The 12,981-nt window shown below is 57.0% G+C and carries 10 protein-coding genes and 1 other annotated feature (1 of these 11 running past the window's edge); of the genes, 2 read left to right on the top strand and 8 right to left on the bottom strand.

The annotated features are described in order from the left end of the window. Window positions 1-108: 108 nt before the first annotated feature. Both dnaJ and dnaK read right to left on the bottom strand, forming a co-directional pair. The gene (gene dnaJ / locus AC1V0D_RS12645) at window positions 109-1,254 is read right to left on the bottom strand and encodes a molecular chaperone DnaJ (RefSeq protein ID WP_009092225.1); all 1,146 of its coding nucleotides are present in this window, start codon (window positions 1,252-1,254) and stop codon (window positions 109-111) included. Window positions 1,255-1,358: 104 nt separating this feature from the next. Next, window positions 1,359-3,269 (bottom strand): molecular chaperone DnaK, encoded by a 1,911-nt coding sequence (dnaK, locus tag AC1V0D_RS12640; RefSeq protein ID WP_009092227.1) that lies wholly within the window; start codon window positions 3,267-3,269, stop codon window positions 1,359-1,361. Between the two features lie 296 nt (window positions 3,270-3,565). Here dnaK and satP point away from each other — a divergent pair, with 296 nt between their 5' ends. Beyond that, entirely contained in the window at window positions 3,566-4,141 is a 576-nt protein-coding gene (gene satP, locus AC1V0D_RS12635; RefSeq protein ID WP_009092229.1) for an acetate uptake transporter, read from the top strand. 32 nt (window positions 4,142-4,173) lie between these two features. Here the strand turns inward: satP and AC1V0D_RS12630 are convergent, their stop codons facing one another. The 3 genes from AC1V0D_RS12630 to tal all read right to left on the bottom strand — a co-directional run bounded on the left by AC1V0D_RS12630 (window position 4,174) and on the right by tal (window position 7,252). Then, window positions 4,174-5,481, bottom strand: coding sequence for an MFS transporter (locus AC1V0D_RS12630; protein ID WP_337025438.1), 1,308 nt, complete (start codon window positions 5,479-5,481; stop codon window positions 4,174-4,176). A gap of 104 nt (window positions 5,482-5,585) precedes the next feature. Further along, window positions 5,586-6,173, bottom strand: coding sequence for a molybdopterin adenylyltransferase (gene mog / locus AC1V0D_RS12625; RefSeq protein ID WP_140028844.1), 588 nt, complete (start codon window positions 6,171-6,173; stop codon window positions 5,586-5,588). Between the two features lie 125 nt (window positions 6,174-6,298). Further along, window positions 6,299-7,252 (bottom strand): transaldolase, encoded by a 954-nt coding sequence (tal, locus tag AC1V0D_RS12620; RefSeq protein WP_009092233.1) that lies wholly within the window; start codon window positions 7,250-7,252, stop codon window positions 6,299-6,301. Window positions 7,253-7,461: 209 nt separating this feature from the next. Between tal and yaaA the strand changes: the two genes are divergently transcribed. Next, window positions 7,462-8,235, top strand: a complete 774-nt coding sequence (gene yaaA, locus AC1V0D_RS12615) for a peroxide stress protein YaaA (RefSeq protein WP_482907515.1) — start codon at window positions 7,462-7,464, stop codon at window positions 8,233-8,235. A 36-nt stretch (window positions 8,236-8,271) separates the two neighbouring features. Here yaaA and thrC read toward each other — a convergent pair whose 3' ends face one another. Genes thrC through thrA form a run of 3 tightly spaced genes read right to left on the bottom strand, consistent with a single transcriptional unit; the run spans window position 8,272 to window position 12,953 of the window. Next, window positions 8,272-9,555, bottom strand: a complete 1,284-nt coding sequence (thrC, locus tag AC1V0D_RS12610; protein ID WP_046101186.1) for a threonine synthase — start codon at window positions 9,553-9,555, stop codon at window positions 8,272-8,274. 3 nt (window positions 9,556-9,558) lie between these two features. Beyond that, the gene (gene thrB, locus AC1V0D_RS12605; protein ID WP_058957752.1) at window positions 9,559-10,488 is read right to left on the bottom strand and encodes a homoserine kinase; all 930 of its coding nucleotides are present in this window, start codon (window positions 10,486-10,488) and stop codon (window positions 9,559-9,561) included. A gap of 2 nt (window positions 10,489-10,490) precedes the next feature. Next, a complete protein-coding gene (gene thrA / locus AC1V0D_RS12600; protein ID WP_009092237.1) occupies window positions 10,491-12,953 on the bottom strand; it encodes a bifunctional aspartate kinase/homoserine dehydrogenase I in 2,463 nt (820 codons plus the stop codon). A 26-nt stretch (window positions 12,954-12,979) separates the two neighbouring features. Further along, window positions 12,980-12,981 (bottom strand) — a sequence feature (Thr leader region) (it continues 117 nt past the right edge of the window).

Here is a 12,981-nt window from a genome sequence, read left to right as displayed (position 1 = left end):
ACCGGATCATCCGCAGGCCCGTCTACGCTGCGGGGCAGTCGGTGTGCAGCATCCCTGATCAGAGGCCAAAAAAAACGGAGCCCAGGGCTCCGTTTTATCTTTCCCGATTTATCGGGTCAGGTCGTCAAAGAATTTTTTCACACCGTCGAAAAAGCTCTTGGAGCGCGGGCTATTGTGCTCGCCGCTCGGACCGCCAAAACTCTCTTCCAGTTCACGCAGCAGCGACTTCTGTTTCTCGTTCAGGCTGACCGGTGTTTCCACCACGACACGACACAACAGGTCACCAACCGCACCACCGCGGACAGATTTCACGCCGCGTCCGCGCATGCGGAACAGCTTGCCGGTCTGAGTCTCAGACGGCACTTTCAGCTTCACGCGTCCATCCAGCGTCGGCACTTCAATCTCGCCGCCCAGCGCCGCCATCGCAAAGTTGATCGGCACTTCGCAGTAGAGGTTGTTCTCTTCACGTTCGAAAATCGGGTGTTTCTTCACCGAGACCTGAACGTAGAGATCGCCCGCTGGCGCGCCCTGCTCGCCCGCTTCGCCTTCTCCGCTCAGACGGATACGATCGCCGGTGTCAACCCCGGCCGGGATTTTCACTGACAGCGTTTTCGACTTCTCAACGCGACCGTGACCGTGACAGGCGTTGCACGGATCTTTGATCACCGAGCCGCGACCGTGACAGGTCGGACAGGCCTGCTGAACGGTGAAGAAGCCCTGGCGCATCTGCACCTGGCCTGCACCGTGACAGGTCGAACAGGTTTGTGGCTGCGTGCCTGGTTTCGCGCCGCTGCCGTGGCAGACATCACACTCTTCCAGCGTTGGAATGCGGATCTCTTTGGTCACGCCGCGTACCGCTTCTTCCAGCGTCAGCTCCATGTTGTAGCGTAAATCGGCGCCGCGGGATGCGCGCTGACGGCGTCCACCACCAAAGATGTCACCGAATACGTCGCCAAAGATATCGCTGAAGTCTGCACCGCCGCCGCCAAAGCCGCCGCCGCCGAATCCACCGCCACCCATGCCGCCCTGTTCAAAGGCTGCATGACCATATTGATCGTAGGCCGCACGCTTCTGCGCATCGGTCAGGATTTCGTACGCTTCTTTAGCCTCTTTGAATTTGGCTTCGGCTTCTTTATCTCCGGGATTACGATCCGGGTGAAATTTCATTGCCAGGCGTTTGTACGCCTTTTTGATTTCACGCTCGTCCGCGGATTTGGCGACGCCTAAAATCTCGTAGTAATCACTCTTCGCCATGTTTATTTAGCCCTTAACATGATCGCACGGGCGTGGAGAGATCTCCGACGCCCGTGCTGGTTTCAACGGCTGTCAGGCCAGCCGTCGCGCCCGGTCAGGGGCAATTATTTCTTGTTGTCTTTTACTTCTTCGAATTCAGCATCGACAACGTCGTCATCTTTCTTCGCTGACGCATCACCGGCATCGGCTGCACCTGCCTGAGACTGCTGTGCGGCTTCCATCAGTTTGCCGGACACTTCCATCAGCGCCTGCATTTTGGCGTCGATTTCCGCTTTGTCTTCGCCTTTCAGCGCAGTTTCCAGCGCGGCCAGTGCGGCTTCGATTGGCGCTTTGTCGTCTGCTGACAGTTTGTCGCCGGCTTCTTCCAGCTGCTTACGCGTGCTGTGGGCAATCTGATCGCCCTGGTTGCGCGTCTGTACCAGCTCTTCGAACTTACGGTCAGCTTCTGCGTTCGCTTCCGCATCACGCACCATTTTTTCGATCTCTTCGTCGTTCAGACCGGAAGAGGCTTTGATGGTGATTTTCTGCTCTTTACCGCTGTTCTTATCTTTCGCCGACACGTGCAGGATACCATCCGCATCGATGTCGAAGGTGACTTCGATCTGCGGCATACCGCGAGGCGCAGCCTGGATACCGTCAAGGTTGAACTGGCCCAGTGACTTGTTGTCATTGGCGCGCTTACGCTCACCCTGCAGCACGTGAATGGTCACGGCTGACTGGTTATCTTCAGCAGTCGAGAAGACCTGGCTGTGCTTGGTCGGGATGGTGGTGTTTTTGCTGATCAGCGACGTCATCACGCCACCCATGGTTTCGATACCCAGTGACAGCGGGGTTACGTCCAGCAGCAGCACGTCTTTCACGTCGCCACCCAGTACACCACCCTGAACCGCAGCACCGACAGCAACGGCTTCGTCCGGGTTCACATCTTTACGTGGCTCTTTACCAAAGAACTCGGTGACTTTCGCCTGAACCAGTGGCATACGGGTCTGACCACCGACCAGGATAACGTCGTTGATGTCAGAAACCGACAGGCCAGCATCCTGCAGCGCAACTTTCAGTGGCGCGATTGAGCGTGCAACCAGATCTTCAACCAGTGACTCCAGCTTAGAGCGGGTCACTTTGATGTTCAGGTGCTTAGGACCGGTCGCATCTGCAGTGATGTACGGCAGGTTAACGTCGGTCTGCTGAGCAGAAGAGAGCTCGATTTTCGCTTTCTCTGCGGCTTCTTTCAGACGCTGCATCGCCAGAGGATCGTTGTGCAGATCGATGCCCTGATCTTTCTTAAATTCAGCTACCAGATAGTTAATCAGACGGCTGTCGAAGTCTTCACCACCCAGGTGGGTATCACCGTTGGTTGCCAGAACTTCAAAGGTTTTTTCGCCATCAACTTCGTCGATCTCGATGATGGAGATATCGAAGGTACCGCCACCCAGGTCATACACGGCGATGGTGCGGTTACCTTGACCTTTGTCCAGGCCATAGGCCAGTGCAGCAGCGGTTGGTTCGTTAATGATACGCTTAACTTCCAGACCTGCGATGCGGCCTGCATCTTTGGTCGCCTGGCGCTGTGCATCGTTAAAGTATGCCGGAACGGTGATCACCGCTTCGGTCACTGGCTCACCGAGGTAATCTTCGGCGGTCTTTTTCATTTTCTTCAGCACTTCAGCCGAAATCTGCGGCGGTGCCATTTTCTGGCCTTTCACTTCCAGCCAGGCGTCGCCGTTGTCAGCGCTGGCGATTTTGTACGGCATGATTTTAATATCACGCTGAACTTCTTCGTCCTGGAAGCGACGACCGATCAGACGCTTAATTGCGAACAGGGTATTCTGCGGGTTGGTCACTGCCTGACGTTTAGCCGGTTGACCGACCAGAATTTCGCCATCCTGTGTGTACGCAATAATTGAAGGCGTGGTGCGATCGCCCTCGGCATTTTCCAGCACGCGTGCTTTGGTGCCATCCATGATCGCAACACAAGAGTTGGTTGTACCCAGGTCAATACCAATAATCTTACCCATCTAAACATCTCCCACTTAAATTCGTTGCCAATTTGGGTTGTGAACCTTTTATGTGGGCGGGTTGTTTGCATTCAACCTGCCAGCACATGCTTTTTTTCCAACGTTCACAACGCTCGATGAGAAGTAAATGGGGCCGCTTCGATGCGCATCAAGGGTTAAACCAAAAAAAATTTTCACCTCTGGCCCGGTCGGGATCAAAGAACCCAGGCAGAACGCTGAATATGATGCGCCGCTCCGCTCGATGGAGTGAAGCGGAGCGCTTTTTATCATCAACGTTTACTGACCGCCGAGGAACTATGGCAAATTCAACACTGGCCAACCCTGCCCCGCTGGGATTAATGGGATTTGGCATGACAACGGTTTTACTTAACCTGCACAACGCGGGCCTGTTCACGATGGACGTCGCGATTCTGGCCATGGGGATTTTTTATGGTGGGATTGCGCAGGTGCTGGCAGGCCTGCTGGAGTTTAAAAAGAATAACACCTTTGGGCTGACGGCCTTTACCTCTTACGGGATGTTCTGGTTAAGCTTTGTGGCGATTCTTCTGCTGCCGGAAATGGGCCTCGCGAACGCCCCCGACGAACGTTTTCTGGGGGCCTGGCTGCTTCTGTGGGGCATCTTCACGCTGTTTATGTTTGTCGGCACGCTGAAAGGTGCGCGGATGCTGCAGTTTGTTTTCGCCACGCTCACGCTGCTGTTTCTGCTGCTGGCCGTAGCGCATCTGATGCATCTGCCTGCGCTGGTCACCACGGCAGGCTGGGTTGGCCTTCTCTGCGGCGCCAGCGCCTGCTATCTGGCCATGGGGGAAGTGCTGAACGAAACCTTTGGCCGTACCGTTCTGCCGATTGGCGAGAAGCCGCATCAATCATAATAAGACGCGGAGTCAGGCTCCGCGTCCTCTCACTACAGCGAATTAACCCCCTGATGCAGTTCTGGCTCGTGGCTGATATCGCGCCGCAGCCAGATCCCCGTCACCAGTCCCACCAGCGCCAGTGCCATCACATACCAGCATGGGGCCATCACCGACACATTCATCAGCAGCGACACAAAAATCGGTGTCAGGCCGCCGAAAATCGCATAGGCGAGATTGTAGGAGAAGGAGATACCGGTAAAACGGACTTCCGCCGGAAAGGCACGCACCATCACGAACGGCACGGCGCCCACGGTGCCAACGCTGAGGCCGGCCAGTCCATACAGCAGGAAGAGCTGCTGCGGATAGAGTGCAGTCAGATGATAAAACTGCCAGCAGCAGATCGCCAGCAGCAGGCTGCCGACACACAGCGTGCGGCTGGCACCGAAGCGATCGGCCGCCAGGCCGGCAATAATACAGCCGAAGCAGAGCATGACGGTGGCCAGGCTGTTGGCCTGCAGCGTCAGCGCAGGCGCAATGCCCAGCTGTTTTTGCAGCCAGACCGGGGACATCAGGATCACCACCACAATGCAGGCGGAGAGCAGCCAAGTCAGCAGCATGGAAATGACGACCGATTTTTTATGTTCAGCCAGCACTGTTTTCAGCGGCAGCTTACTGGAGAGCGCTTTACGCTGCTGCATCTCCACAAACACCGGCGTCTCATGCAGCCAGCGGCGCAGCACCATCGCGCCCAGCCCGAACAGGCCGCCGAGGAAGAACGGGATGCGCCAGCCGCCATCATGAATCGCCTGGGGTGAGAGTGAGGTATTGATCAGCGTTGCCACCAGCGACCCCAGTAAAATCCCGATGGTCAGCCCGGCCGTCAGTGTGCCGCAGGCGATACCGATGCGTTTATAGGGCACATGCTCAGCGACAAACACCCAGGCTCCCGGCACCTCGCCACCAATCGCCGCCCCCTGCAGCATCCGCATCAGCAGCATCAGTAACGGTGCGGCAACGCCGATAGTCTGCCAGGTGGGAAGCGCGCCCATCATCAATGTCGGCAGCGCCATCAGCATAATGCTCAGGCTGAACATCTTCTTACGCCCCACTTTATCGCCAAAGTGGGCCATCACGATGCCGCCCAGCGGACGTGCCAGATAGCCGGCGGCAAAAATGGCAAAGGTCTGCAGCTGGCGCAGCCACTCGGGAATATCGGCGGGGAAAAAGAGTTCGCCAATGACGGTGGCGAAGAAGACAAAAATGATGAAGTCGTAAAATTCCAGCGCGCCGCCCAGTGCGGCCAGCGCCAGGGTTCTGTAATCCTTACCGGTCAGACGCTGCGTAGAGGTCAGGTTCATATTAGTCCAGGGGCAAAAGATCGGGTTGTAAAGATCTAATTACTATACCGTCAATCTTTTGCCACACCAGCCGGGCTATAGCTTATGCCTGAAATGGACAATATTCAGTTATTTATCTCACGTATCGCGCTTTTAGGCCGAAATGCTGCTACCACGTCGCGATGGGTTTCGACATACGGCCCTTCCAGCAGCTGTAAACAATAAGGTACAGAGGCAAAAATACCGTGGACTTTGACGTTGCCCTGCTCATCTTTCAGCCCCTCCAGTGTCTCCCGGATCGACTTTGGCTGACCAGGCAGATTGAGGATCAGTGACTGCTTACGGATCACGCCAACCTGACGCGACAGAATCGCGGTCGGCACAAACTGCAGGCTAATCTGACGCATCTGCTCACCGAATCCGGGCATCTCCCGATCGGCGACGGCTAAGGTGGCGTCGGGAGTGACGTCGCGCCGGGCCGGGCCGGTGCCGCCCGTGGTCAGCACCAGATGGCAAAAGCGTTCATCGACCAGCTCGCAAATCGCCTGCTCAATCATCGGCTGCTCGTCCGGCACCAGTCGGGACTCCATTTCGAACGGGCTGCTGAGGGCCGTGCTGAGCCAGCTCTCCAGCGCGGGAATCCCCTGATCCTGATAGATGCCGTTCGCGGCGCGATCGGAAACCGAGATCAGGCCAATGCGTAATGTATTCATGGTTAGCTTCGCTGTGAATGACCGCGGTGCGGTGGAGTAAAAGGGGAATAGCCGAAAGGATAATACAAAGTGAAAGGGTCGGAAAAGGGAAAACCGTGACGGCCTGCGCCGTCACGATCGGAGGATTACAGCAGTTCTGCCAGCATCTTCTCAAGTTTGCCCTGATCAACGGCAAAGTTGCGGATGCCTTCTGCCAGCTTCGCCACCGCCATCGGATCCTGGTTGTGCTGCCACAGGAACTCAGACTCGGTCATGCGGGCCGGGCGTGCTTTCACTTCACCGCTGTAGCTCAGCTTACGCTCCAGGGTTCCTTCGCTCTCGGCCAGCTCTTTCAGCAGCGCAGGCGAAATGGTCAGACGGTCACAGCCAGCCAGCTCGATGATTTCGCCGGTATTACGGAAGCTGGCGCCCATCACGACGGTTTCATAGCCGTGCTGCTTGTAGTAGTTGTAGATTTCAGAAACAGAAACCACGCCTGGATCTTCGTGTGCTGCGTACTCTTTTTTGTCGGTGTTGGCTTTGTACCAGTCCAGAATACGGCCCACAAACGGAGAGATCAGGAAGACGCCCGCTTCGGCACAGGCACGCGCCTGAGCGAAGGAGAACAGCAGCGTCAGGTTACAGTTGATGCCCTCTTTTTCCAGCTGCTCCGCGGCGCGGATACCCTGCCAGGTTGAGGCCAGTTTGATCAGGATGCGGTCATTGCTGATACCGGCATCGTTGTAGAGTTTGATCAGACTGCGGGCTTTATTGATGCTGCCTTCGGTGTCGTAAGAGAGACGCGCATCCACTTCGGTCGAAATACGGCCCGGGATCAGCTTGAGAATTTCCAGACCAATATTTACGGCCAGCTTGTCAGAAACCAGCTGCAGCTGCTCATCTTTATCGCTGCTCTGCTCACGCGCCCAGCCGATCGCTTCATCGATCAGTTTACGGTATTCAGGGATTTGTGCGGCGTTAAGAATCAGAGAAGGGTTAGTCGTGGCATCCTGCGGCTGATACAGCTTCATGGCTGCGATATCACCGGTGTCGGCAACGACGGTGGTGAGCTGACGCAGGGAGGTAAGTTTGTCCGTCATGTTCTTTTCTCTTAGTTAACTGTCAGTGTGAAAAAAGGCTGTTGCGATAATATCACGCGCCAACGGTGGCGCAAGGTCAGGGAATGCCGTTTACGATAGCGCGAACAAATAGGTGTGATTCGTCATTCTTTGCGGCTTTTTTGCTACACTGCGGAGCCTGATAAGCCGCCAATATCCTGTTAAAGCAGGCATTAAACGAGGAAGCAACTATGTTGATGGTGATCTCTCCCGCCAAGACGCTGGATTATGACAGCCCGCTGGCGACAACCCGCTATACCCAGCCTGCGCTGTTAGAAAAGTCACAACAGCTGATTGAGATTGCGCGTGACCTGTCACCGGCCAGCATCGCCTCGTTAATGGGCATCAGCGACAAACTGGCGCACCTGAATGCCGAGCGGTTTAACAGCTGGCAGCCCGACTTCTCGCCGCAGAATGCCCGCCAGGCAATTCTGGCGTTTAAAGGCGATGTTTATACCGGTTTGCAGGCGGAGACGTTCAGCGATCAGGATTTCGATTTTGCCCAGCAGCACCTGCGCATGCTGTCTGGCCTGTATGGCGTGCTGCGTCCACTCGATCTCATGCAGCCTTACCGGCTGGAGATGGGCATTCGGCTGGCGAATCCGGCAGGTAAAGATCTCTATACCTTCTGGGGTGACCTCATCACCGAAACGCTGAACGCCGCGCTGACGGAACAGGGCGACAACGTCCTGATCAACCTCGCCTCGGATGAATATTTCCGGGCGGTCAGACCGAAAGCGTTACAGGCGCAGATGATTAAGCCGGTGTTCCTGGATGAGAAAAATGGCAGCTACAAAGTCATCAGCTTCTACGCCAAAAAGGCGCGCGGCCTGATGAGTCGCTATGTGATTCAGGAGCGCCTGACAAAGCCGGAGCAGCTTAAGGCGTTTGATCTGGAAGGCTACCGTTTTGATGCAGCCAGCAGCAGCGAAAGCGAGCTGGTGTTCAAGCGCGCGGAGCAGTAGCCCCGCGCGTCTTCTCTTTCCCGCAGCCGGGAAAGATTATTTCAGCAGAAATGCCCGCAGCGCGGCAAAGTCCGCCTGCATCTGGTGTGACAGCAGCGGGAGTTCCGCACGCTCCGCCAGCTCCGGCGGCAGCGTCAGGGTCTGCTCAAGGATCGCTTCCACGCTTTCACGGAATTTGGCCGGATGAGCGGTGCCGAGGAACAGGCCATACTCGCCCTCCTGCAGCTGATCGCGCAGCAGACGCCAGGCGATGGCGGCGTGGGGCTCAGAAATGTAGCCAATCTCAGCCAGTTCACGCATGGCGGCACGGGTGGTTTCGTCAGAGACCGCACCGCAGGCCAGGTCGGTCAGCCGCCAGGTTTTACGGCGGAACAGCTCTTCCACACGCGGCCAGTTGTTTGGCTGGCTGACATCCATCGCATTCGACAGGGTCGCGACCGTCTGGTTAGGCTGCCACTCGCCGTTTCCGAGGAAGCGCGGCACCGTGTCATTGGCGTTAGTGGCGGCGATAAAGCGCTTGATCGGCAGCCCCAGTGATTTCGCCAGCAGACCCGCCGTTAAATCCCCGAAGTTGCCGCTTGGTACGGAAACCACCAGCTGATTGCGTTTTTCCTGCGGCAGCTGCGCCACCGCTTCAAAGTAGTAGCAGATCTGCGCCAGCAGGCGGCTGATGTTGATGGAGTTAGCTGAGTTCAGGCCAATCGTCTTTTTCAGCGCTTCATCATCGAACGCCTGCTTGACCAGCGCCTGACAGGCATCGAAATCGCCGTCGATGGCGATAGTTTCGATGTTGCCGCCCAGCGTACAGAAGAGTTTCTCCTGCAGCGGGCTGATCTTGCCCTGTGGATAGAGGATCACTACACGCACATTCTCCATGCCGTAGAAGGCGTGGGCCACGGCCGCACCGGTATCACCGGAGGTCGCGGTCAGAATCGTGATCTGCTCGTCTGAACCGGAAACATAGGAGAGCATCTGCGCCATAAAACGGCCGCCGAAATCTTTAAACGCCAGCGTCGGACCGTGGAACAGCTCCAGACAGGCCACATCTTCACTGACCGCTTTGACCGGTGCCGGAAACGCAAACGCGGCTTTAACACGCTCATGCAGCTGTTCGGCCGGGATCTCATCACCAATATAAGCCGACAGAATTTTGCTGCTGCGGCTGACAAAATCCATCTCCAGCATCGCGTCGATGTCTGTCAGTTCAAACTCCGGCAGTTCCAGCGGAAAGAACAGACCCTGCTGCGATCCCAGACCCTGTTTCACCGCCTGGGCGAAGCTGACCTGCTCGTTGTGATCCTTAAGATTGTAGAGTTTCATGCGTTATCCCAATTGTCGTGCGCCAGCCGTGTCGAGACGGCAGATATGGACGAAGCCTTCATCGTTCTGCAGATAGTGCTGGCTCAGCCAGTCAGCCATCCGCTGTGCCGTTTCCATCTGATTGCAAACGGCGAAAAGTGTCGGACCAGAGCCTGAGATACCGCACGCCAGTGCGCCGATATCTTTGGCCGCCTGTCGCGCCTCGGCGAAGCCCGGCAGCAGTCTGGTGCGATAAGGTTCAGCAATGACATCCTGCATAAGTTTAGCGGCCAGCAGCGGCTGACGCGTATGGCAGGCATGAATGAAGCCCGCCAGCAGGCGGCCATGCTTGATGCACTCCTCTTTGCGGTACTGCGCCGGTAAAATCGCGCGCGCTTCGGCGGTCGAGACTTTAATGCCCGGATAGGCCATGACCCACAGCCAGTCATCAAAGCCGGGCACGGCCTGGCTGATAATCTCATTCTCCTGCAGCATCAGCTGAATGCCCCCGAGGAAGCAGGGCGCGACGTTATCGTAATGAACGCTGCCGGAGATGCGCCCTTCCAGCTCGCCCATCAGCGTCAGCAGGGTGCTGTCATCAAGGGGCTTACCGCAGAATTCATTCATCGCGACCAGACCGGCCACCACCGAACAGGCGCTGGAGCCCAGCCCGGAGCCGATGGGCATGTTCTTCTCCAGCGTCATCGCCACCGGGATCTCTTTGCCCACCGCCTCGCAGAAGCGCTGCCAGCACTGATAAACGATGTTCTCTTTAGGATCGGCGGGCAGCTTACTGACAAAACGTCCGGCGTTGGTCAGTGAAAAGTGCTCTGCCGCCTCCACGGAGACGCAGTCACCCAGCAGGGAACCGTCGACCGGCGAAACCGCCGCGCCCAGCACATCGAAGCCGACGCTGACGTTACCAATCGAGGCCGGTGCGTAAATTTTTACCATTTTCAAACTCCCAACTTCCATGACAGCGTGCGCAGCAGGTCGGCAAAGACACCGGCCGCTGTCACATCATTTCCTGCACCGTACCCGCGCAGCACCATCGGGATCGGCTGATAGTAGCGGCTGTAAAATGCCAGCGCATTCTCGCCATTTTTCACCTTAAAGAGCGGATCGTTGCTGTCTACGGCGTCAATTCTGACTTTGCAGACGCCGCCCTCTTCGATCACGCCGACATAGCGCAACACTTTACCCGCATCACGCGCCTGCGCAACCCGCGCGGCAAAGGCGTTGTCCAGCTCAGGCAGGCGCTGCATAAACTGCTCAACGTCTGCAATGTCGGTCAGGCTGGCGGGCAGCAGCGGCTCAATTTCAATATCCGTCAGCTCCAGCTGATGACCCGCTTCGCGCGCCAGGATCAGCAGCTTACGCGCCACGTCTGTGCCGGCGAGATCGTCACGCGGATCGGGTTCGGTAAAGCCCATCTCCCGCGCCATCTGAGTCGCCTGAGACAGGGAGACGCCTTCATCCAGCTTGCCGAAGATAAAGGAGAGCGAGCCAGACAGAATGCCGGAGAAGCGCAGCAGCTCATCACCCGCATTCATCAGGTTTTGCAGATTTTCGATCACCGGCAGACCGGCACCAACGTTAGTATCATAAAGGAATTTGCGGCGCGATTTGGCTGCGGCGGCACGCATCTGCTGGTAGTAGTTCCAGGATGAGGTGTTAGCCTTTTTGTTCGGCGTCACCACGTGGAAACCTTCGCTGAGAAAATCGGCATACTGATCGGCGACCGCCTGGCTGGAGGTACAGTCCACAATCACCGGATTAAGCAGATGATACTCTTTGACCAGCCGGGTCAGACGCGCCAGATTGAAAGGCTCTTTGGCTTCGCTTAATGCCGCTTCCCAGTGGCTCAGATCGATGCCGTGAACATTCGTTAACAGCGCATGCGAGTTGGCGATGCCACAGACCCGCAGGTCGATATGCTTCTGCTTCAGCCACGCCTGCTGGCGATGTAACTGATCCAGCAGCGCACCGCCGACGCCGCCGACGCCCACCACAAAGACTTCGATAACCTGATCGGTGGCGAACAGCATCTGATGCACCACGCGCACCCCGGTGATCACTTCGTCGTTGTTAACCACGACGGAGATGGAACGTTCAGAGGAGCCCTGCGCAATCGCCACGATATTGATGTTGGCGCGCGCCAGCGCCGAGAAGAATTTGGCTGAGATGCCGCGCAGGGTGCGCATGCCATCGCCCACTACCGAGATCACCGCCAGATTTTCAATGATATCCAGCGGGTCCAGCAGACCATCTTTCAGCTCCAGATAGAACTCCTCTTCCAGCACCTGACGCGCCCGCGCCAGCTCGCTCTGCGGCACGCAGAAACTGATGCTGTATTCAGACGAGGATTGGGTGATCAGCACCACGGAAATGCCGGTGCGCGACATCGCCGCAAACACCCTGGCCGCCATTCCGACCATCCCTTTCATGCCGGGACCGGAGACGTTAACCATCGCCATGTTATTCAGGTTGGTGATGCCTTTCACCGGATTTTCATCCTGCTCGCCTTCTGCCCCAATCAGGGTGCCGGGCGCCTGCGGATTGGCGGTGTTTTTGATCAGGCACGGGATCTGGAACTGCGCGATGGGCGCAATGGTGCGGGGATGCAGCACCTTGGCGCCGAAATAGGAGAGCTCCATCGCTTCCTGATAGGACATCGATTTCAGCAGGCGGGCATCCGGCACCTGACGCGGATCGCAGGTATACACGCCATCGACATCGGTCCAGATTTCACAGCAGTCGGCGCGCAGACAGGCTGCCAGCACGGCCGCCGAGTAGTCTGAGCCATTACGGCCCAGCACCACCAGCTCACCGCGCTCGTTGCCGGCGGTAAAGCCCGCCATCAGGATCATATTCTGCGGCGGGATCTGGCTGGCTTCGATGCGACGGGTCGATTCGGCGATGTCGACGGTGGACTCCAGGTAGTGACCGACAGCGAGCAGCTTCTCTACCGGATCGATCACGCTGACCTCATGACCGCGTGCCTGCAGCAGCGCTTCCATAATGGCAATCGAAAGTTTTTCACCGCGGCAAATGATCGCCGCATTGACGCTGTCCGGGCACTGCCCCAGCAGGCTGATGCCGTGCAGCACCTGCTTCAGCTGCGCAAACTCCAGGTCCACGCGGGTTTTCAGCCGCTCATATTCAAAGCCAGGCTGTGACTCAGCAAGGCCCTGCAGCAGCTCGCTGAAGATGCGCTCAGCGTCGCTGATATTCGGCAAAGCGTCCTGACCACTGATGGTTTTTTCAATCATCGCCACCAGGTGGTTAGTGATCTTTGCTGGCGCAGAGAGCACGGTTGCAACCTGTCCTTGTTGCGCATTACTTTCCAGAATGTCAGCGACGCGAAGAAACCGTTCCGCATTCGCTACCGAGGTCCCGCCGAATTTCAGCACTCGCATGATATAAACTCTCCTGAATTTAAGCCGA

Source organism: Pantoea sp. PA1 (genome assembly GCF_056856975.1).
Note: the sequence above shows the minus strand (reverse complement) of the source record. Positions and strands in the feature narration are given on the sequence as shown.

What these genes read in the sequence shown, in the direction of transcription:
- tal (WP_009092233.1), bottom strand. Translation starts at nt 7,252, where the DNA reads ATGACGGACAAACTTACCTCCCTGCGTCAGCTCACCACCGTCGTTGCC.
- AC1V0D_RS12630 (WP_337025438.1), bottom strand. Translation starts at nt 5,481, where the DNA reads ATGAACCTGACCTCTACGCAGCGTCTGACCGGTAAGGATTACAGAACC.
- thrA (WP_009092237.1), bottom strand. Translation starts at nt 12,953, where the DNA reads ATGCGAGTGCTGAAATTCGGCGGGACCTCGGTAGCGAATGCGGAACGG.
- dnaK (WP_009092227.1), bottom strand. Translation starts at nt 3,269, where the DNA reads ATGGGTAAGATTATTGGTATTGACCTGGGTACAACCAACTCTTGTGTT.
- mog (WP_140028844.1), bottom strand. Translation starts at nt 6,173, where the DNA reads ATGAATACATTACGCATTGGCCTGATCTCGGTTTCCGATCGCGCCGCG.
- thrB (WP_058957752.1), bottom strand. Translation starts at nt 10,488, where the DNA reads ATGGTAAAAATTTACGCACCGGCCTCGATTGGTAACGTCAGCGTCGGC.
- yaaA (WP_482907515.1), top strand. Translation starts at nt 7,462, where the DNA reads ATGTTGATGGTGATCTCTCCCGCCAAGACGCTGGATTATGACAGCCCG.
- dnaJ (WP_009092225.1), bottom strand. Translation starts at nt 1,254, where the DNA reads ATGGCGAAGAGTGATTACTACGAGATTTTAGGCGTCGCCAAATCCGCG.
- thrC (WP_046101186.1), bottom strand. Translation starts at nt 9,555, where the DNA reads ATGAAACTCTACAATCTTAAGGATCACAACGAGCAGGTCAGCTTCGCC.
- satP (WP_009092229.1), top strand. Translation starts at nt 3,566, where the DNA reads ATGGCAAATTCAACACTGGCCAACCCTGCCCCGCTGGGATTAATGGGA.